The following is a 20,047-nucleotide window of genomic DNA, read 5'->3' as shown; positions in this document are numbered from 1 at the left end:
AAGAGCGCTGCGGTGCTCCAGTTATCCTGCGTCATCGTTGACGTCCATCGCGAGCAAGCTCGCTCCTACTCAGGCCAGTTCCGGCGCCGTGGCGTAAGCCTGTTCCAGCAACAGGGTAAAGCGCACGAACGCATCAATCGCGCCTTTCTCCGCAGCGGCTTCTTCTTCGGCGCTCAGCTCCAGCCCGTCGAGGGTCCGGGTAAAGCTTTTCCAGCCCTCGGCGCGACCGCCGACCGGTTCGCCCAGGTGGCGGGCACCGAAGGTTTCGCTGAGGCCCAGGCCAACGGCGCGCTTGATCAGGAACGCGGCGCCGAGCTTGGAACCCTCGGAAACGAAGAGCCAGCCCAGGGCTTCGGCCTTGCTCGGGTTCTTCACGGCACCGGCCATCGGCGCAGGTACTTCGGTGTCCAGGTCCGCCAGATCGGCCTTGGCCGCTTCCGCGCGGCAACGTTCGGCCAGGTCCGGAACGATGGCGATCAGTTCGGGATCGTTGTACAGCGACACCAACTCCGACTGGAACAGGTACTGGGCCACCACGAAACGGGCGAAATTCGCCTGGGTTTCGAACGGCGCATGGGTTTTGACCAACTGGTCGAGCCTGGCATGGGGTTCATGGGTGATCTGGTTCAGGCGTTGCGAGCGCAGGCTCGGGCGTTGGGTGTTGTCCGGGGTGGTCATGAGCATGTCCTTGAGAATGAGAGGCACTGTCTGACGAGACGAATCAGAAGACGCGCGACAGTAAAAAAACTCACCCGGGCCCTGCAATATTCGGCCGGGTGAGGTGCGGTCCGGTCAGATATCCCAGACCAGGTTGACCGAGAAGTTGCGTCCCGGGGCGGTCAGGCGCTCGAGGTTGGCCGGGTTCAGCACACCGGCTTCGCCGACGCTGTCGTAGCCGCGTACGTCATCCCAGTTCCAGTACTTCTTGTCGGCCAGGTTGTAGAGACCGGCATTGACGGTGATGTCATGGCTGACCTTGTAGTAGCCGGTCAGGTCCAGCAGGCCGTAGCCCGGGGTCTTGAACTGCTCGCCCTTGCCGTCCGGGGAGAAGAAGTTGCTGCTGTCGACCAGGTTCTTGCGTTGCACCAGCGTCCAGCTCAACAGGCCGCCGTAGTTGTCCTGGTCGTAGCCCAGGCCCATGACGGCGGTGAGGGGGTTGACGCTGTTGAGCGGTTGCCCGGTGTCGTTGTTGCGGCCATAGGCATAGGCCACGGAACCCTTGCTATAGAGACCCTGCGGCGCACCGAAGGCATCCAGGTTGAGGCGCCCCTTGAACTCGGCACCCTTGATGGTGGCGTGCCGGATGTTGTTGGTCTGGAAGGTCAGCTCGCTGTAGCCGGGGGCGATGGCGTCTTCGTTGATGAAGTCGCGGTACTGGTTGTAGAACACCGCCACGTCAAACGAGCCGGCGTCGAACTTGCCGCGCAGGCCGGTCTCGTAGCTCTTGCTCTTTTCCGGTTGCAGGTTCGGGTTCGGTGCGACCTGATAGCCGGTGCTCAGGTTCTGGAAGCGACCGTACAAGGCCTTGGCCGACGGGGTGCGGAAACCTTCGGCGTACTGGCCGTACCAGGTGTACTGGTCGCTCAGGGCGTAGGTCAGGCCGAACTTGGGCGAGACGCGATGCCAGGTCTTGTTGGAGCCGTCGACGGCGCCGCCGCCCGCTGCGGCGATAGTGTTGAGGAACTCCTGGGTGATATGCGGCTTGAGCTGGGTGTAGTCATAGCGCAGGCCCGGCAGGAAGGTCCATTGGTTCCAACTGATCTGGTCCTGGGCGAACAGGCTGTAGCTGTCGATGGTCGGGTCGGGGAAGTCGTTGGACTTGACCAGGCGGTCGGACGGACTGTCGGCGCCCACGGCGGTACAGCCCCGGCCCACGGCCAGGCAGACCCCGGAACCGCTACGGGAACCGGTGACCTCCTGTTGCTTGAGGGTGGTGCCGTAGGTCAGCAGGTGATCGGTCGCACCGATAGTGAAGGCCTTGTCGGCCTGGGCATCGAAGACCCATTGCTTCTCTTCGTAGACCGTATCGCGGCTGCGCAGGACATTACGGGTGAACGGGAAGTAGTTTTCCAGGGTGCTCTGGTCGGTCTTCGCGATCTGGTAGTTCAGGCTCAACTTGACATGATCGGCCACGGCGCTGTCCAGGCCGAAGCTGTTCTCGATGCCGAAGCGTTCACGGCTGATGGTGTCGTTGCCGGTGCGCGAGCGGTACATGCCCAGCGGCTGGCCGACGTTGAACGGGCCGCCGACGGCGCTGCGTTCGTTGGTATCGACTGAGTCCTTGTAGCGCTCATAGGTCAGGCCCAGGCGCGAGGTGTCGTTGTAGTTCCAGCCGAGCTTGGCCAACACGTTGGTGGCCCGGGCCTTCTCCGGGTTCGCGGCGGTGCGGTTCAGGCCGTCGCCGCCGGTATCGCCATAGGACTCGGTCTCACGTCCGTTGCGCTGGCTCAGGTGCAGCAAGCCGTTGAAGTCGCCGCTGCGTCCGGCGACGGTGCCGGAGGTCAGCCAGCTGTTATCGGCCGAGCTGTAGCCGCTTTTCAGGCGGGCGCCGACGTCCTGGCCGGGCTTGATGATGTCCTCCGGGTCGAGGGTGTAGTAGCTCACGGCGCCGCCGATGGCGTTGCTGCCGTAGAGCACCGAGGCCGGGCCGCGGAGGATCTCCACGCGCTTGATGATTTCCGGGTCGACGTAATTGCGCTGGGTATTGGCGTAGGGGCCGTTGAAGAAACTGTCGGGGATCTCGACGCCGTCGACCTGGGTCAGGATCCGGTCGCCGTCGATGCCACGAATGTTGTAGTTGCTGATGCCACCGCCACGCTGGCCGGTACCGCCGACCGAGACACCGGGTTCGTCACGCACCAGTTGCTTGAGGGTGTTGACGTTCTGGCGGTCGAGTTGCTGGCGGTCCTTCACCGTCACGGTGTTGGGCACCGAGTTGACGTCCTGCTCCTGGCGGGTGGCGCTGATGGTCACCTGTTCCAGGTTCAGGGTGCTGCCGCTGGCGCGTTTTTCCAGGACGATGCTGTTGTCGCCGACTTTACGGTAGCTCAGGTTGGTGCTGACCAGCAGGCGCTCGAGGGCTTTTTCCGGCGGCAGCGCACCGCGTACGCCCGGCGAGGCCACGCCCTGGCCGAGTTCGGCGGGCAAGCCGACCTGCCAGCCGGTGATCGAGGTGAAGGCGTTGAGCGCCGAGACCAGGGGTTGTTGCGCGATCGAGAAACTGTAGTTGCCCAGGCTCCTGGCCGGTTGTTCGGCGCTACTGGCGGCCAGCACTGGCGTTGCTTGTACGCCGGCCAGCAGGACGGCGGCGGTCAGCAAGGACAAAGTGCATTGTTGCAGGCCGCCGGCGCGGGCCTTGGAGGTGAAACGAGTGGGCATCGATAGCGCTCCCGGGTGGACGAATCGTTATAGGTGTTGCGTGATTCAAAGTGAGAATCAATCGCATTAGCTATAACGAGACGAATCACCTGGGGCTATCGAGTAAAAATAATGGTTCTCAGTTGAGAATCACCAGCGCCGGGTACTCCGAAACCTTGGCGGAGGTGATCTGGGCCAGGGAGCGGACCACGTCCAGGGGCTTGTCCAGGCGGTAGTTGCCGGTGACGGCGACCTGGGCCAGGTGTTCGTTGTTGTTGACGATCCAGCCGGGGTAATAGCGCCGCAGTTCGGCCAGGACCTGGCCCATGGGGCAGTTTTCGAACACCAGGCGGCCCTGGACCCAGGCCAGGTCCTTCTGCGCATCGAGTTTTTCCGGGCGGCCGAAGCCATGGGGCCCGACCTTTACGCTGTTACCGGCGGAGAGACGCAGGCGCGCGCTGTCATCGAGAGTGCGCAGGTCGACATCGCCGCGCTGGACCTGCACCTGCGCCTCGCCATCGAGGTAGCGCACGGCGAAGCTGGTATCGCTGACACTGGCGTGCACTGGTCCGGCATCGATTTCCAGAGGGTGTTCGCGCTCGGCGGCGACCTCGAAGAACGCTTCGCCCTTGTACAGCCGAGCCCTGTGTTGGCGGCCGCTGAAGTTGCTGGAGAACGCTGAATTGGTGTTGAGCAAGACTTTCGAGCCGTTCTCGAGTTGCAGATGCTGGCGTTCGCCGGCCACGGTCAGGTGATCGGCCTGCAGGCGCAGGGGCAGATTGCTGTAGCTGCCGATGGCGATCAGCAGCACGGCGGCGGTGGCCAGGGGTTTCCAGTGTGGGCGCAGGCGCCGCAGTGGTGACGGGCGTCGCTGTTGTTGCAGGACCTGGGCGGCGGCAAACACCGGTGGCGCGTTCCAGGCGCCGCTGGCGCGGGCATAGGCCTGGGCATGGTGCGGGTCGGCGGCCAGCCAGGTGTCGAAGGCGGCCTGCTGCTCGGCGCTCGGGCACTCCATCAGGATCAGCCAGTCCAGTGCCTGATCCATGGCTGCGTCATGGGGCACCGTCCCGGAGGGGCGCGGGTCTTGACTGTCTGTCACGGGTGTTCCTCGGCAACGTTTGCCACGGTTTGGTTCAACGATCTTATGGTTTTGCGTGATAGAGCTGTAGGACGTTTGAGCGGATTATCCACGCTATCGGGCAGCAGAGCTTAAGGGCGATCCAGGCGTTCGGCCACACCGACACAGATCGCCATGATCAGCTTGAGCTCTTTTTGCACGGTGCTCAGGGACACATCGAGCTCGTCGGCGATCTCCTGGTAGCTGCAGCCGTGGAGGCGGCTGAGGATGAAAATCTGCTGCTGGCGGGCACTCAACTGGCCAAGGCTGACGCTCAGGCGCTTGAGCATCTGCTCGGCGTGGATGGCGTCTTCCGCCGTGCTCAGGGGGGCGGCGATATTCTGCATGACGTCCAGCGACACATCGTCCATCAGGGTGCGCGACTGGATACGCAGCGCGCGCAGATGGTCCAGGGCCAGGTTGCGGGCGGTCTGGAAGACGAAGGGCTCGAGGTGATCCACCGGGCGTTCGCTCAGGGCACGGGTAACCCGCAGGTAGGTTTCCTGCAGCAGGTCTTCGGCGGTGCTGGGGTTATTGACCATGCGCTGCAAGGTCCGCAGCAGCGTGACACGCTGGGCGAGGAAGACAGTATTGAAGTGGGACTGACTCACGGAAGCACCGGACCGATTGCAAGCGAATGATAATGCTTATCATCTACCCTGTAGGTCAAGTCTTAATGTGTTCCCTTTTCCTACTGTGCTTGGAGTATCCAGCGGGCATGAACCTACTTGTTGTAGATACAGTTTTCACCGCCATCATGTAAGAACCTTCCCGGAGTTATAGGATTTGCCCGAAAAACTCGGATGGTTTGTAGATCTCCCTTACGAGTGAAACCGGTGCCATCTACATCGCAGAAAACGTAAATACATCATGGATTTAGCTTCGTCAGGCGTAGGACTATTCTGTTTTGTGTAGCCACTATTCATCTCAATCAAAGCCGCAAGCAGAATCATCCGCCCCCTTTTGGTAAAAGGAACAGCGGATGTTCAGCGCGACGAATCAACAGCGCTTCAAACTGACCCTCGATGCGTGCGAGCACGACCTGCACGTACTCGGTTTCAAGGGCCGCGAAGGCCTCAACCAGCCCTACCGCATCGATATCGAACTGTTCAGCGCAAGCGCCGACCTCGACCTGGAAAGTCTGCTCCACAAACCCGCTTTTCTAGCCCTCGGGGCCGAGAACATTGGCCTGCATGGCCATATCCACAGCGCTGGCCAGGGTGAATCCGGTCCGCGCCTGACCCGCTATCAACTGACACTGGTCCCGCGCCTGGCGTACCTGGAGCACAGCACCCAGCAGCGGATCTTCCAGAACCAGAGCGTGCCGGACATCATCGCCCAGGTTCTCAAGGAACACGGCATCCTCGCCGACGCTTTTCACTTTCAACAGGGTCCGAAGCCTCATCCCGAACGCGAATACTGCACCCAGTACGACGAAACCGACCTGAATTTCATCCAGCGTTTGTGCGAGGAAGAAGGCCTGAGCTTTCACTTCCGCCATAGCCCCGACCAGCACCTGCTGGTGTTCGGCATTCATTCATCGATCTTTCCCCGATTGGAATCGACGCCTTACAAACGCTCTTCCGGTCTGGTCGCACAAGCCCCGGTCATCAAGACGTTCGGCGTGCGCGTGCAAACCCGGCCCACGCGCACGACCCTCAGGCACTACGACTTCGAACAACCCCATGTGCAATTGCAGGCCGATTGTCGTCCCGGTTCGAGCCCTGGAGCGGAGCTGGAGCATTACGCCTATCCGGGCGATTTTCGTGACGAGCGGCAGGGGAAAAAGCTGGCCGAGCGTGATCTGCAACGTCACCGTAGCGACTATCGCCTGGCCCAGGGCGAGAGTGATCAACCCGCCCTGCGCAGTGGGCATTGCCTGTTGCTCAGTGAACATCCGCGCCAGGACTGGAACAGCCACTGGTTGCTCACTGAAATCACTCACGAAGGCTACCAGCCCCAGGTGCTGGAGGAATATGCCGGTCATGAGGTCCCTTGGCAGGGTTACCGGAATACCTTCAGCGCCATTCCCGATGAGGTGGAGTATCAACCGCCACATCGGCACAAGAAGCCCTTTATTCGCGGCAGCCAATCGGCCTGGGTCACCGGTCCCGCCGGACAGGAGATTCATTGCGACGCCTACGGCCGGGTCAAGGTGCAATTCCCCTGGGACCGCGCGGACCGCAACGACGAACACAGCAGTTGCTGGCTGCGCGTTGCCTCCAGTTGGGCCGGTGCCCGTTATGGCAGCGTGGTCATTCCCCGGGTCGGGATGGAAGTGGTGGTGTCGTTTTTCGAGGGCGATCCCGACCGGCCCTATGTGTCGGCGTGCCTGCACCACAAGAACAATGAAGTGCCCTATCCGCTGCCCGAGAACCAGACCCAGAGCGTGTTCAAGACCCGCAGCACCCCGGGCGGACAAGGTTACAACGAGCTGCGCATCGAAGACCGCAGCGGCGCCGAGCAGATCGCCCTGCGCGCCCAGCGCGACTTCACCCTGCATACCCTGAACGACCAGCGGCTCCAGGTGGACCGCCAGCGTAGCGTGCGGGTCGGTGGCGATTCCCGCCATGAACTGCAAGGTGAAGAACAGCACATCACCCACGGCAACCGCTTGACCGAACTCCGGCAGGACGACCACCTGACCGTCAACGGCGAGCAACATATACAAACCGCCAGTCACCTGTTGCGCGCCACGGAAGATATCCACCTGAGTGCCGGGGAGAACGTGGTGATCGACGCCGGCAGCAGCCTGACCCTCAGGGCCGGCGGTCAGTGGCTGACCCTCAATCCTGCGGGCATTTTCAGCAGCACGGAGATCACGCTCGAAGGCCACCCACTGTCCGTGGCACAGGCGGCACCTTCCTTGCCCGGCACGGTTCCACACGATCAACCCGCTCCCGCCGATCCATTGGTGCTCCAGGCCTTGCGCACACTGCTCAAGTCCGATCCGGAGCGCTGCGAGATCTGCGAACAGGCCCCGAAGGATTCGCCATGAACGCCACCCTTGCAGCCAACTTCTTGCTGATCGACGGTGCCTTGCGGCCCCAAGCCTTGGCGGCGCTTTACCGCCAGGTCGGGGCGCAGGAAATACTGCCCTTGTACCGGGGAACTCGCTGGCAAGCCTTGCAAGAACTCGGACCTATCCTGGTCAAGCCGCAGAGCCGCGAAATGCTCGCGCAGTGGCCGGGCTCGCCTCAAGCCCGAACGGACTCTTCCCTGCTCTACAGCAACGCCTCGCTCGAGGACGTGGCCGCGCACTTGCGACACTTTATCGCGCCACCTACCCGACAAGGCAGTCAAGGGCTGCTGCGCTTTGCCAACCCGCGGATCACCGTGCATTGGCTGGACAGTTTCGCCCCGCAACAGTTGGCCAGAGTCCTGGGGCCCATCGAGCACTGGTGGGTGTCTTCACCGAACCACGGCTGGGAAGAACCTCCTGACCCGGCGTGGCGAACTTTTAGTCGCAACGGTCCCACCCCGGCCTGGACGGACTCATGCGCCCGGCTTGAGGAACCACAAGAGGTGGCCCTGGAAAAAGCCCGACTGTGGAAATTCGAAGAGCGCCTCTACCAGTGGCTGCGGACACGCAACGAACATACCTTCGCCAACAGCGACGCCCGGCAGATCGGCCACTGGCTCAAGCAAACCCTCGACAGTGGGCAGGCCTGGGGCCTGCACACTGAGCAAGCGCTGGTCACCTGGGCTGAAGCTTGCGCCGATTGGGGCGATGACTTCGCCCTCCAGGCAGAGGGGCCTTATCGACGCTGGCTCACGCTCAACCCCGAACACGCGCGTCTGGCCCCGGAGCTGCGTCTGGAAGCCTTCGACCAGCATCAACAGACCGCGCCGCGGAGTCCCTCCCATGACTGACAAAAACGGCACCCTGCGCCAGCGCCGCAACACCCTGTTCCCCAAGGTTCCGGCCACCGGCATGCATATGTGCCCGTTCAAGGGCCCGAACCTCGCCATCGTGCCCATGCGCTACGCCCTTGATCGCTCGCGCCACGATCCTCAGCCCGATCAGCTCACACCGCTGCACCCCGAGGGCCAGTGGCACGAACACCCACCGCTCAAGACCCGCGCCTACACCCTGCGCCAGTTGCGTGACGGCTACCTCTATGTCTTCGACGAAAGCGCGAAGACCCTGCACGAATATCGCTACAGCGCCCAGGACGCGACCTTGACCCACCTCCCTTCGAGCGGCGATGGGCCCAGCCCGACAGCTCAAACCTCCAGCCACCTGCTTTATCCGCGTAACCACCTGCTGCACCTGGCCTACACCCCGCAGCCCTGGTCCGGGCGCCTGCGCGAACAGTTGAGCGCCGATCCTGACAGTCGCGCCCGCTGGATGCGCCGCCTGGACCTCAAGACCTACTCCAACAGCATGACGGGGCTGGGTGTCATGCCCATCGCCGACCTGGCCGACGCCGTGGCCGATATCGACAGCTGGCCGATCCGGTGCGACCAGCGCTTCGCCGACTCCGCCTATCCACCCGAGTCCGGCGACGGCTCAAATGCCCATTGCGTGCCGCTGGCCTGCGACGTGGTCTGGCGCGGGTGCATCGACGACGTCGCCAGCGCCGTGTTCGTGGCCCTCGACGATCCTCTGGCCGTGCTCGAAGACCTGGGCATGCAACTGAGCGCCGAGCAGGCCGCGCTGCAGCATTGGCAAAACGAACACGAACATGCCCTGAATATCGCCGCCGTGGTCGAACAGCTGTGCGGCGTGGGCGTGGACCCCGCGCAATTGCCGGCGGCGGTGAAGGACGATGAAGCCAGGACCCGCGCGTATGTCCGCGACCTCGAAGCCTGGTACGAACAGCTGGACCTGGAAGAGGACGCCAACCGCGCGGCCCAGGACGGCCTGAGCCTCGATATTCTCGACTTGCCCTCCCGGGCCCTGGCGCGGCGGATCAAGCAGCGTTACGGGGATCTACCCGATCCGACCTTGCGCGCCAGTTGGCAGGCTCGCGACAAATGGCGTCGACAAGCTGACTCCGACGCCGCCCGGGCCTATGCCGATGCCCGTCGGCCCGAGTCGGAGGCCTTGCTGCGCCAGGTGCGCGATAGCCTCCACGACCTGCAGCGCTGGGCTGAACGGATTGGCACCGACCCGCGCAAACTCGGGATTGATACCGGCCACGATGACAGTCTGCTGTACCTGCAAGGGGTGATCAGCGGCTTGTTGGAAACACTCGCCCAGGACCTGAGCCAATCGCGTTGGCTGGCCCAGGAGGAGACCTCGGCCAAAACCCTGTTCGGCCTGGCGCGCTTTGGTTTCAATGCAGCCCTCAAGGCGGCCCTCGATGCCCAGGCCAACGCCCTGGTGCAAGGGGCCGGGGATGTCACCTCCCTGGTTGGCCGTAGCGCTGAACTCAACAGTTTTCTTGGCCATGAGCGTATTGCCGAAAAGCCCTGGGTCAAGACCCTGAGCGAACCGGCCCGGCAAACCCTCGACTGCCTTGTCCGGCTGGCACGGGGCACGGGCAAGGCTGTTTTCGAAAATACCTTGCTGGCCCTGCTGCCCGTGGACAGTCGCCTGGCCCACGGACAAAAGCCCGACTTGGCGGCGCTGCTGCGCAACCTGCTGATCGGCCACGTGCTGCTTGATCATCCTGATCGTTTGAAGGTCGATCAGGAACTGGGCACTCGCCTTCAGGATTGGAAGCAAAAGCTGCTCACCGCCCGAGCCGACTACCGCCAAACCCAGAATGCCTGGTTCTACCACCGTGAGAAATATGACCGCAAAGCCCTGAGTCGACTGCTGCTCGAAATGGAGCAGGAACTCAAGCAACTGGCTCTCGCCATGCCGGCCCTGATCGATTATCAGAACAACCGTTATGTGGAGATCGTGCGTAACGGTATTCGGGGGACGGTGGAAAGGGGCGGACTGACAGTGGCGGGTTGGCACGCCACTGTTCGCGCCTGGAGCGAGAAACAGGGGGTTAACGCGGGGGCCATTACCTGGGGCGTGGTGATGGCGAATCTGGTCAATACGCTGGTGACCTACCGCACCCTGAGCCAGGACGGCGAGTTGACCGCCAAGGACTGGGCGAAGATCGGCTCGGCCACGGCCTATACCGGCAACGCGATGATGGCGTTGTGGGTGGAGACGAAGTGGGCGGGGATGAAGGACCTGAACACCCTGGTCAAAGGCAAGCCGACGGCAATCACCCAAAAGGCCGCTGCATTTTGGGAGTCCTATACAGCGCACACCCGAGGCTGGGGGAAATTGATCAGAGGCTTTGGGTGGCGGCTGGTGGGGTTGGGTGGGTTTGCGTTGATTGCGACCAGTGCTGAGTTTTGGGATATCACAGACGATATTGATAAATCACAATTCCCATCAGAAAAAACGTTAGCACGTATCAAGAAGTTTTCCGTACTAGCCATGTTCGGTGTTGGAACGTTACAGTTTTCTGCAGGAATTTTCGCATTGATAGGCAGCCCATTCTTGCTGTCATTTATAATGAGCTCGTGGTTTGCCGGAGCGGCATTAATAGCGGGAGCTGTTTATCTAATATCCAGCACCATCATGAACTATCTAAAAACGGACGCCATTGGTCAATGGCTTCGTAAAGGTACGTGGTCACGCCATCCAGAAGATCGTTTGCCTGCTACCGCTGAGGGCCGTGCGGAAGAAGTTCGTACCTTCCTTGAAATTCAGCTTAGCCCCACGCTGTTCGTCAAACCAAGTTATACGCTTGGATGCCATAGATTACCCCATGGGGACTATATGAATGTTCCCGTTCAAGACGGTGCCTGGGTGCAACTGCAAGTACCTGCACCATTGCGTGATGCTGTACTTCGGGTCAATCTCACCGCCAGCCATCGCCCTTTCCTTTTGATGCCAACAGCCAAACTGGATGGTGAGCTGCAAACACCTTTTGTCGATCATGGGCGGGTCAAAAATATCTCCGCTATAGGAGATACACCGAAAAGTCGATGGGATAGAAACGAACATGCCGTCTTCGGTTTTCCCGTCATGCCTCCCGAAGGCGAAGATATTGTCTGGCACACCTGGGTTCCGCTTGACGAAAAAGCACAATGCCTGGAGCTGCAAGTTTGGTATCCGGAAGAAATACTTGCGTCAGGTGAAGGAGATCGGGGTTATCGCTATCAACTGGAGTTGAGTGAAGAAGGTATCAAAGATCAAAAAGACACCCGAGTAAGCAGCCTGGATACCAGTGCATTACTGGTACAAACACTAGGCGGGCGCGAAGACGCCACTGTATTACCTATCCCAAGCTGAGAAACCCTATGACAAGCACCATCAATAAAAGCGAACAAAATAAAATCCCAGAGAAGTCTGAGGCTTCACCGTATCCTCCACTTGAAGGCAGTGAGGTCATGACCTGGACAGTCAAGGCGATGCCACAAATAACACCTAGAATAAATCTTGCACTTGGCTCCATCACGCTAATACCACTAAGCATCATAATATACGGTTGCTGCTGGGCGGATTTGGCTGGCAAACAGAATTCCTATTTAGACGCTGGAGTAGTTTGGCTTTGCATGTGGCTGTTTTTCTGGAGAGTTGTATTTCACCAAAAAACCGTCTACCACTACCGAGCGACTGAACAAGGTATAGAAGAAAAGTACTATCTACACTATCCCAAGCACTTCAGAACTTTTTTTAAAGGGTTTGCCATCGTCTTTTTGGTCATTGTGCTATGCCTCATCGCCGTGGACCCCGTATTTATCTGGATGCTCGCCGGCCCAGGGGGCATGGCCATCATGGCCTCCAAATCACTGATAACCTGGGAGAACAAAATCACTTACGGCTACTTCACCTGGGATCGCCCCAACTGGATTTTCATCGACAGAAAGAGAAATATGATTGTTATAAAGCGACGCCATAACCCCTCGATCCCCACTGATGAAAACTACCTGTGCTTTGAGCTTTATCTGCAAAAAGGTCAACTGGATAAAGTCCTGTCCATTGTCAAAACCTACGCCCCAGCCAACATTGAATATGAGGAAGGCCACTGGAGCGACAAGGTAGAAATTGCCGATATGCGTTCGCACCTTCAAGAGCAAGGTTCGCCATGAACGCATCCACCTCAGAGCGCGATAACAACCCCGGCGCTCCGATCAGTGGCGACGACAACAGCCCGGGCCTTGGCAGGTTGAGCGACTACAAGCCTCCAGCCCTCTCCAAAAAGCTGGCCGCCTGCCGTCCCGACGCTCCCGGCTTGAAACCGCGGCCGCGGCAGGAAATATTCGAGACGGGTATCAACCCCGTGGTCGGAGCGGCCTCTGGCTTGCTGAGTTTTGCCATGGAGATCAAATACGACGATAAACAGCATGACCTCGATCTGCTGTTTCAAGACCTGGCCGATCAGTTCCAGACCTTTACCCGCAAAGCCCAATGCAAGGGCATCAAGGACGCTGATATCAGAACGGCGCATTACCTGCTTTGCTGCTTGATCGACGAATCGATCATGTCCTTGCCTTGGGCAAAGGCCTGGTCTGACAGATCCCTGTTAGGCCAGTTCCACGATCAGACCTGTGGAGGAGAAGAGTTCTTTCGGATCGTGGAGCAATCCAAAAAACTACCGATGCTCAACGTCGAACTTATCGAACTGATGTACCTCTGCCTCAGCCTGGACTTCAAAGGGCAATACGCCTTGCAAGCTCGAGGGGAGGAAAAGCGGAAAGCCATTCACAAGGAACTCCATGGTTTGATCCGACACGCACGCGGCCCCGTCCCACTGGAGCTTTCGCCACATTGGCCAGCTACCCGGCCTGACCCCAGTCCGCCTGTCCATCTCGTGTCCAGGTGGAAAGTACTGGTGTTCACCCTGATTGCCCTGGCGTTGATGTATACCGGCTTTGCCTGGGACCTGGCGGTGCAACGTGCAGAGGTGCTGGAGATTTTCAAAATTCCGAAACCATAGGGCCGTTGCCCTTTTTGGATGTGCCGCTGACAATGTTGCGCGAGGGCTCCTTACAGAGCAGGGGTATTGAGCATCACGGCGACATCGGCTCAATACTGTGGATGTGCAAGGCTCGCCGGCCTTGTGGTAGCGGCAACCGGCAAGAGTGGTTGGCTCCCGACCCCTTTCTTGTGGTGACACCGGAAGGTGCTAAGCGAAGCGCTGCGACTACCAGTCCTCAAACCTTTCTCGAAACAGAAGAAATAGCCCGCAAAAAGATCTCGTGTTTCCTACGTGTTTCAGGCGTGGGAGAATATTGTGTGCGCAAAAGGTGAACGCTAGAGTCTGGCTGTCGCTGCCAATTCAGCGATACGGGTTTTGCAGCCCGGAATAGCAAAGGCGCACAGCGCCGCGAAAGCGGTTTTTATGCTCGCTTCATGGCGAGCTGTGCGCAGGAGGCTTCGGCCTGCCGGTTCCTTTGCTCCGGTCTGCAAACCTGTGTACGGCTCGCCACCTTTCGTTTTGCAGCGTGGATGACGAGCTCCTTACCTAGCAAAGGAGTTTCACCATGACCAAGAAAATCACTCCCGATCCACCGAGCATTCGCAACGCTTCCAGCATGGCGGACAGAGATATGTACCTGCGTAAAGTCTCTGATGAACCTTCAAATGAGTCTGAGCCGGCACCGGCAAATACGCCCCGGTTGCTCGATACCCTCGAGTTCACCTGCTCCAAACCCGTCATCCCCGAAGCCCCGTACAAGCCGACGCTGTTTGCCATCCAACCGGGCGTCAATGCCCAGGATGCGCTGATCTATGTTTCGAATCTGCTCGAAACGGCGGAGCTCAATGGCGACGAAATCAGCCTGCATATCAACCCTGTCGAGCGGGCGTTGTTCTGGGGCATGCTGCATTCGGTGGAAGTGGCGCGTGCGGTGGTGGACGCGTTGCTGGAAGGTTCGCGAGCACCTGATTCTGTGTCACCGTCATTCGACTGAAACCGACAAGTGAAAACGAAAAAAGCCCGCCAAAGGCGGGCTTTCAATACTTTCGTCTGTTCCCTGCGAAATCAATGCTTACAGCATTTGAGCCTTGTCCGGGGGGGGGCATTATTCTATCTCATCGCTTTCGGCATCCTGGCGCACGGCGGCCAGTTGTCTCAGTAACTCCGGCAATGCAGATTGCACGGTGTCCCACACTACATCGAGGTTGATGTCGAAGTAGCCGTGGGCAATGCGGTTGCGCATACCGCGCATGCTGCGCCACGGTACTTGCATGTGAGCCTGGGTAAACTCTGAGTAGCCGTCCATCACTTTCGTTGCCGCTTCACCGATGATGATTAGGCTCATGATGACAGCCTGCTGGGTACGCTTGTCCTCCAGGAAGTCATCCTTGGCCAGCCCTTCCACGAAGCTGCACGCATCGACCGCAGCCTGCTGCATGTGGTCGAGGTAATCGGGCAGGCGATTCTCGCTCATACGGGCTGCGCTTCCGCGAGAACCTTGGCACGGAACTTTGGCGGTAGATCGGGAGGTGTCAACAGATCGACGTGGATACCCAGTAACGACTCCAGTTCATCCTGCAGGCCGCCCAGATCGAACATCGTCGTGCCGGGCAGCGCGTCGACCAGTAGATCGAGATCGCTACCGTCCCCGTCAGTACCGTGCAGCACTGAGCCAAAGACGCGCGGGTTCGCCGCGTGAAAGCGACTTGTCGCTTCGCGTACTGCGCCTCGATTCATGTCGAGTACAACAGACGGTCGCATGATCATTCTTCCTTATCGAAACTCGTGAAGAGGGTATGCAATCAAGAATGGAGTTTCAAGAACTGTATTCGGGGGCAAAAACGAAAAAAGCCCACCAGAGGCGGGCTTTCAACACTTTCGTATGTCCCCCCGGCGAAATCAATGCTTACAGCATTTGAGCCCTGTCCGGGTGGCTAAATGGAGCAAATCCGATGGATAAGCGAAGGCCCCGTCAACTGTAAAAAGCGCTGACATAGCAATGGCGATATCACATTCACCACCGCTATCGCTGGCAAGCCAGCTCCCACAGGAGATTGTGTTCAGCATGGCCGACCGACGTTAACGCCGTGCCGCCAGATACGCCTCATAGTCCGGCACCCGATACTCATGGGCCTGTTCCATCATCGGGCTGCTGAGCAGGTAATCGGCGGTGCACTCATTACAGGCCACGGGAATGTTCCACACCGCCGCGACCCGCAACAAAGCCTTGATATCCGGGTCATGGGGCTGCGGCTCGAACGGATCCCAGAAGAACACCAGCATATCCACCCGCTGCTCGGCGATGCGGGCACCCAGTTGCTGGTCGCCGCCCAACGGGCCGCTGATCATGCTTTCCACCGCCAACCCCAGGCGCTTGTTCAGCAACAACCCCGTGGTGCCAGTAGCCACCAACTCATGCTGGGCCAGACGATCTTTCTGGCGCTCGGCCCAGTCCAGCAAAAACACCTTGCAATGGTCGTGGGCCACCAGGGCGATGCGCTTGCGCGCCGCCATGGTGGCCTGGGTAAAGCTGATCCCTATCATCGGTTCCTGCTCCACACCTGTTCCTCGTTCCGCATTTATTCGGCGTTGCACAGCGCCAGGCAGTTATCCAGCATGCGGTTGGAGAAACCCCACTCGTTGTCGTACCAGGCCAGGACCTTGAGCAGCTTGCCGCTGGCCTTGGTGTGGTTGGCGTCGAAGATCGACGACAGCGGGTTGTGGTTGAAGTCGCTGGAAACCAGCGGCAGGGTGTTGTAACCCAGGATCTTCGAGTGCTGGCTGGCTTCCTTGAGCAGGGCGTTGACTTCTTCCGCCGTGGCCTCGCGCTTGAGCTGCACGGTCAGGTCCACCAGGGACACATTGATCACCGGCACGCGCACGGCCATGCCGGTCAGCTTGCCCGCCAGTTCCGGCAGCACCAGGCCTACCGCTTCGGCGGCGCCGGTCTTGCTCGGGATCATGTTCTGGGTCGCCGAACGCGCGCGGTACGGGTCGGTGTGGTAGACGTCGGTCAGGTTCTGGTCGTTGGTGTAGGCATGGATGGTGGTCATCAGGCCACTTTCGATACCCAGCTCGCGGTGCAGCACCTGGGCCACCGGGGCCAGGCAGTTGGTGGTGCACGATGCGTTGGAAATGATCTGGTGCGATTGGCGCAGGATGTCATGGTTGACCCCGTACACCACGGTGGCATCGGCGCCTTTGGCCGGTGCGGAAATAATCACTTTGCGGGCGCCGGCGGTCAGGTGCGCGGCGGCCTTGGCACGGTCGGTGAACAGACCGGTGCATTCAAACACCACGTCGATCTTCTCGGCGGCCCAGGGCAGTTCGGCCGGATTGCGGATCGCGCTGACCGAGATACGGTCACCGTTGACGGTCAGGCTTTCGTTGTCATGTTCTACGCTGGCATCGAAGGTGCCGTGAACCGTGTCGTACTTGAGCAGGTGAGCATTGATGGCGCTGTCACCCAGGTCGTTGATGGCGACGACCTGCAGGTCCTGGCGGTAACCTTGGGTATAGAGTGCACGCAGGACGTTGCGGCCGATGCGGCCAAAACCGTTGATTGCGATTCGTAGAGTCATTTAGGGAAGCGCCTGTCATAGTTTTGTTGTTGGAATTACAAGATTATTCGCATAAAAATAGAAAACAAGCCTTTTTAGTGGCAATATTTTGTTTTATCTACAACGAGTGACCTGAATCAACAGGTCCAGATGATTGAAAAGCCCCGTCGTACGAGGCTTTCGATCAGCTTGGAACCACAGGTCGCCACATCCGTTAGCCTGGAGTTCTACACATGCATCCCCGCGTTCTTGAGGTCACCGAACGGCTTGTCGCCCGTAGCCAAGCCACTCGCCAGGCGTATCTGGCACTGATTCGCGGTGCCGCCAGTGACGGCCCGATGCGCGGCAAGCTGCAATGCGCGAACTTTGCCCACGGCGTGGCCGGGTGTGGCACCGACGACAAGCAGAACCTGCGCCTGATGAACGCCGCCAACGTGGCGATCGTTTCTTCCTATAACGACATGCTCTCCGCCCACCAGCCCTACGAAACCTATCCGCAACAGATCAAGCAGGCCCTGCGCGAGATCGGTTCGGTCGGCCAGTTCGCCGGTGGCGTGCCAGCCATGTGCGATGGCGTGACCCAGGGCGAGCCGGGCATGGAGCTGGGCATTGCCAGCCGCGAAGTGATCGCGTTGTCCACCGCCGTGGCCCTGTCCCACAACATGTTCGACGCGGCGATGATGCTCGGCATCTGCGACAAGATCGTGCCCGGCCTGTTGATGGGCGCCCTGCGCTTCGGTCATCTGCCGACCATCTTCGTGCCCGGCGGGCCGATGGTCTCGGGGATTTCCAACAAGGAAAAAGCCGATGTGCGCCAGCGTTATGCCGAAGGCAAGGCCAGCCGCGAGGAGCTGCTGGAGTCGGAGATGAAGTCCTACCACAGCCCCGGCACCTGCACCTTCTACGGCACCGCCAACACCAACCAGTTGCTGATGGAAGTCATGGGCCTGCACCTGCCGGGCTCGTCCTTCGTCAACCCGAATACCCCGCTGCGTGATGCCCTGACCCGCGAAGCGGCGCACCAGATCACCCGCCTGACCAAACAGAGCGGCAGCTTCATGCCCCTGGGTGAGATTGTAGACGAGCGTTCGCTGGTCAACTCCATCGTCGCCCTGCACGCCACCGGCGGTTCCACCAACCACACCCTGCACATGCCGGCGATTGCCCAGGCGGCCGGTATCCAGCTGACCTGGCAGGACATGGCCGACCTCTCCGAAGTGGTGCCGACCCTGTCCCACGTCTATCCGAACGGCAAGGCCGATATCAACCACTTCCAGGCGGCGGGCGGCATGGCCTTCCTGATTCGCGAACTGCTGGAAGCCGGCCTGTTGCACGAAGACGTGAATACCGTCGCCGGCCACGGCCTGAGCCGCTACACCCAGGAGCCGTTCCTGCAGGACGGTGAACTGGTATGGCGCGACGGCCCGATCGAAAGCCTCGATGAAACCATCCTGCGCCCCGTGGCTCGTGCCTTCTCTCCTGAAGGTGGCCTGCGGGTGATGGAAGGCAACCTCGGACGTGGTGTGATGAAAGTCTCCGCCGTGGCCCTGGAACACCAGATCGTCGAAGCACCGGCGGTGGTGTTCGAGGACCAGCAGGACCTGGCCGACGCGTTCAAGGCCGGCTTGCTGGAGAAGGACTTTGTCGCGGTGATGCGCTTCCAGGGGCCGCGTTCCAATGGCATGCCGGAACTGCACAAGATGACGCCGTTCCTCGGCGTGTTGCAGGACCGTGGCTTCAAGGTCGCGCTGGTCACTGACGGGCGGATGTCCGGGGCCTCGGGCAAGATTCCGGCGGCCATCCATGTCTGCCCCGAAGCCCATGTGGGTGGGGCGCTGGCGCGGGTCCGCGATGGCGACGTGATCCGCGTGGACGGGGTCAAGGGCACCTTGCGGGTGCTGGTGGATGACACCGAATTCGCCGCGCGCGCGCCTGCGATCGGCTCGTTGGGTAATAATATCGGCTGTGGCCGCGAACTCTTCGGCTTCATGCGCATGGCCTTCAGCTCGGCGGAGCAGGGCGCCAGCGCGTTCACTTCGGCCCTGGAGCACCTTGAATGAAGTTGGCGTTGGTAGGCGACATTGGCGGGACCAATGCGCGGTTCGCGTTGTGGAAGGACAATGCCCTGGATGAAGTGAAGGTCCTGGCGACCGTCGATCACAGCAGCCCCGAGGAGGCCATCAAGGTCTACCTCGACGGCCTGGGCCTGGCGCTGGGATCGGTCGGCGCCGTGTGCCTGTCGGTGGCCGGCCCGGTGGGTGGCGACGAGTTTCGTTTCACCAATAACCACTGGCGGCTGAGCCGCCGGGCGTTCTGCGAAACCTTGCAGGTCGACGAGCTGTTGCTGGTCAACGACTTTTCGGCCATGGCCCTGGGCATGACCCGCCTGGAGCCGGGTGACTACCGCGTGGTCTGCGAAGGCACGCCGGAACCATTGCGTCCGGCGGTGGTGATCGGTCCTGGCACCGGGCTCGGTGTCGGCACCCTGCTGCACTTGGGCGAGCAGCACTTCATGGCCTTGCCGGGGGAGGGCGGGCATGTCGACCTGCCCCTGAGCAGCGTGCGTGAAACCCAGCTCTGGCAGCATATCCACAGTGAAATCGGCCATGTCAGCGCCGAGACTGCCTTGAGTGGTGGCGGTTTGCCGCGGGTGTACCGGGCGATCTGCGCGGTGGACGGGCATGTGCCGGTGCTGGAAACTCCGGAGTCGATTACCGCTGCCGGCCTGGCCGGCGATCCGATTGCCCGGGAAGTGCTGGAGCAGTTCAGCTGCTGGCTGGGTCGGGTGGCCGGCAACAACGTGCTGACCACGGGCGCGCGCGGTGGGGTGTATATCGTCGGTGGGGTGATCCCACGGTTTGCCGACTTTTTCATCAACAGCGGTTTTGCTCGGAGCTTTGCTGACAAAGGCTGCATGAGCGATTACTTCAAGGGGATCCCGGTGTGGCTGGTGACGGCCCCGTATTCCGGGCTGATTGGCGCGGGGGTAGCGTTGCAGCAGGCTTTCGCGCACTGATCCCGTTACGTGGCGCGTTCTTCGCGGGCAAGCCCTGCTCCTACCGTACGTCGTCGTGCCTAGATTTTGTACACGACATCAAACTGTAGGAGCAGGGCTTGTCGGATCGCCGCAC

Annotated in this window: 16 protein-coding genes; 8 read left to right on the top strand and 8 right to left on the bottom strand. The window is 60.5% G+C overall.

The annotated features are described in order from the left end of the window. Positions 1-69 precede the first annotated feature (69 nt). The 4 genes from HX830_RS22475 to HX830_RS22460 form a co-directional block, all read right to left on the bottom strand. Positions 70-678 carry a biliverdin-producing heme oxygenase gene (locus HX830_RS22475; RefSeq protein ID WP_177102725.1) on the bottom strand — a complete coding sequence of 203 codons (609 nt, stop codon included), beginning with the start codon at positions 676-678 and terminating at the stop codon, positions 70-72. 114 nt (positions 679-792) lie between these two features. After that, a complete protein-coding gene (locus HX830_RS22470; protein WP_177102723.1) occupies positions 793-3,378 on the bottom strand; it encodes a TonB-dependent receptor in 2,586 nt (861 codons plus the stop codon). A gap of 118 nt (positions 3,379-3,496) precedes the next feature. Continuing rightward, entirely contained in the window at positions 3,497-4,456 is a 960-nt protein-coding gene (locus tag HX830_RS22465; protein WP_371317538.1) for a FecR family protein, read from the bottom strand. A 110-nt stretch (positions 4,457-4,566) separates the two neighbouring features. Further along, positions 4,567-5,085, bottom strand: a complete 519-nt coding sequence (locus HX830_RS22460; RefSeq protein ID WP_177102721.1) for an RNA polymerase sigma factor — start codon at positions 5,083-5,085, stop codon at positions 4,567-4,569. A 371-nt stretch (positions 5,086-5,456) separates the two neighbouring features. Here HX830_RS22460 and HX830_RS22455 point away from each other — a divergent pair, with 371 nt between their 5' ends. The 6 genes from HX830_RS22455 (at position 5,457) to HX830_RS22430 (ending at position 14,350) form a co-directional block, all read left to right on the top strand. Beyond that, entirely contained in the window at positions 5,457-7,472 is a 2,016-nt protein-coding gene (locus tag HX830_RS22455; RefSeq protein ID WP_177102719.1) for a type VI secretion system Vgr family protein, read from the top strand. After that, on the top strand, positions 7,469-8,347 hold the full coding sequence (locus tag HX830_RS22450) for a DUF4123 domain-containing protein (RefSeq protein ID WP_177102717.1): 879 nt from the start codon (positions 7,469-7,471) through the stop codon (positions 8,345-8,347). The genes HX830_RS22455 and HX830_RS22450 overlap by 4 nt, the downstream gene beginning before the upstream one ends. Positions 8,348-8,408: 61 nt before the next feature. Next, positions 8,409-11,726, top strand: a complete 3,318-nt coding sequence (locus HX830_RS22445) for a T6SS effector BTH_I2691 family protein (protein WP_177102715.1) — start codon at positions 8,409-8,411, stop codon at positions 11,724-11,726. An 8-nt stretch (positions 11,727-11,734) separates the two neighbouring features. Further along, a complete protein-coding gene (locus HX830_RS22440) occupies positions 11,735-12,526 on the top strand; it encodes a hypothetical protein (protein WP_177102713.1) in 792 nt (263 codons plus the stop codon). After that, on the top strand, positions 12,523-13,374 hold the full coding sequence (icmH, locus tag HX830_RS22435) for a type IVB secretion system protein IcmH/DotU (RefSeq protein WP_177102711.1): 852 nt from the start codon (positions 12,523-12,525) through the stop codon (positions 13,372-13,374). Before HX830_RS22440 ends, icmH begins: the two co-directional genes overlap by 4 nt. A gap of 547 nt (positions 13,375-13,921) precedes the next feature. Next, complete coding sequence (locus tag HX830_RS22430) at positions 13,922-14,350, top strand: hypothetical protein (RefSeq protein WP_177102709.1); 429 nt, start codon at positions 13,922-13,924, stop codon at positions 14,348-14,350. Between the two features lie 111 nt (positions 14,351-14,461). On the opposite strand, the gene HX830_RS22425 is transcribed toward HX830_RS22430, so the two are convergent. The 4 genes from HX830_RS22425 to gap all read right to left on the bottom strand — a co-directional run bounded on the left by HX830_RS22425 (position 14,462) and on the right by gap (position 16,937). Further along, positions 14,462-14,830, bottom strand: a complete 369-nt coding sequence (locus HX830_RS22425; RefSeq protein WP_177102707.1) for a HepT-like ribonuclease domain-containing protein — start codon at positions 14,828-14,830, stop codon at positions 14,462-14,464. Next, on the bottom strand, positions 14,827-15,117 hold the full coding sequence (locus HX830_RS22420) for a nucleotidyltransferase family protein (protein WP_177102705.1): 291 nt from the start codon (positions 15,115-15,117) through the stop codon (positions 14,827-14,829). Before HX830_RS22420 ends, HX830_RS22425 begins: the two co-directional genes overlap by 4 nt. Before the next feature lie 318 nt (positions 15,118-15,435). Continuing rightward, positions 15,436-15,900, bottom strand: a complete 465-nt coding sequence (locus HX830_RS22415; protein ID WP_100944170.1) for a methylglyoxal synthase — start codon at positions 15,898-15,900, stop codon at positions 15,436-15,438. Between the two features lie 35 nt (positions 15,901-15,935). Next, positions 15,936-16,937: a type I glyceraldehyde-3-phosphate dehydrogenase gene (gene gap / locus HX830_RS22410; RefSeq protein WP_103494206.1), complete on the bottom strand. Its 1,002-nt coding sequence runs from the start codon at positions 16,935-16,937 to the stop codon at positions 15,936-15,938. Positions 16,938-17,149: 212 nt separating this feature from the next. Between gap and edd the strand changes: the two genes are divergently transcribed. Together edd and HX830_RS22400 are read left to right on the top strand one after the other, a co-directional pair. After that, the gene (edd, locus tag HX830_RS22405) at positions 17,150-18,976 is read left to right on the top strand and encodes a phosphogluconate dehydratase (protein ID WP_103494205.1); all 1,827 of its coding nucleotides are present in this window, start codon (positions 17,150-17,152) and stop codon (positions 18,974-18,976) included. Then, positions 18,973-19,932, top strand: a complete 960-nt coding sequence (locus HX830_RS22400; protein ID WP_103494204.1) for a glucokinase — start codon at positions 18,973-18,975, stop codon at positions 19,930-19,932. Before edd ends, HX830_RS22400 begins: the two co-directional genes overlap by 4 nt. Positions 19,933-20,047: the final 115 nt, after the last annotated feature.

The organism is Pseudomonas gingeri, assembly GCF_013385425.1.
Classification (GTDB): domain Bacteria; phylum Pseudomonadota; class Gammaproteobacteria; order Pseudomonadales; family Pseudomonadaceae; genus Aquipseudomonas; species Aquipseudomonas gingeri_D.
The sequence above is the reverse complement of the archived record's forward strand: the minus strand, read 5'-3'. Positions and strand labels throughout refer to the sequence as shown.

Coding starts and splice junctions, on each gene's coding strand:
- HX830_RS22430 (WP_177102709.1), top strand. CDS start 13,922: ATGACCAAGAAAATCACTCCCGATCCACCGAGCATTCGCAACGCTTCC.
- HX830_RS22415 (WP_100944170.1), bottom strand. CDS start 15,900: ATGATAGGGATCAGCTTTACCCAGGCCACCATGGCGGCGCGCAAGCGC.
- icmH (WP_177102711.1), top strand. CDS start 12,523: ATGAACGCATCCACCTCAGAGCGCGATAACAACCCCGGCGCTCCGATC.
- HX830_RS22455 (WP_177102719.1), top strand. CDS start 5,457: ATGTTCAGCGCGACGAATCAACAGCGCTTCAAACTGACCCTCGATGCG.
- HX830_RS22475 (WP_177102725.1), bottom strand. CDS start 678: ATGACCACCCCGGACAACACCCAACGCCCGAGCCTGCGCTCGCAACGC.
- HX830_RS22445 (WP_177102715.1), top strand. CDS start 8,409: ATGCATATGTGCCCGTTCAAGGGCCCGAACCTCGCCATCGTGCCCATG.
- gap (WP_103494206.1), bottom strand. CDS start 16,937: ATGACTCTACGAATCGCAATCAACGGTTTTGGCCGCATCGGCCGCAAC.
- HX830_RS22400 (WP_103494204.1), top strand. CDS start 18,973: ATGAAGTTGGCGTTGGTAGGCGACATTGGCGGGACCAATGCGCGGTTC.
- HX830_RS22450 (WP_177102717.1), top strand. CDS start 7,469: ATGAACGCCACCCTTGCAGCCAACTTCTTGCTGATCGACGGTGCCTTG.
- HX830_RS22440 (WP_177102713.1), top strand. CDS start 11,735: ATGACAAGCACCATCAATAAAAGCGAACAAAATAAAATCCCAGAGAAG.
- HX830_RS22425 (WP_177102707.1), bottom strand. CDS start 14,830: ATGAGCGAGAATCGCCTGCCCGATTACCTCGACCACATGCAGCAGGCT.
- HX830_RS22470 (WP_177102723.1), bottom strand. CDS start 3,378: ATGCCCACTCGTTTCACCTCCAAGGCCCGCGCCGGCGGCCTGCAACAA.
- HX830_RS22420 (WP_177102705.1), bottom strand. CDS start 15,117: ATGCGACCGTCTGTTGTACTCGACATGAATCGAGGCGCAGTACGCGAA.
- edd (WP_103494205.1), top strand. CDS start 17,150: ATGCATCCCCGCGTTCTTGAGGTCACCGAACGGCTTGTCGCCCGTAGC.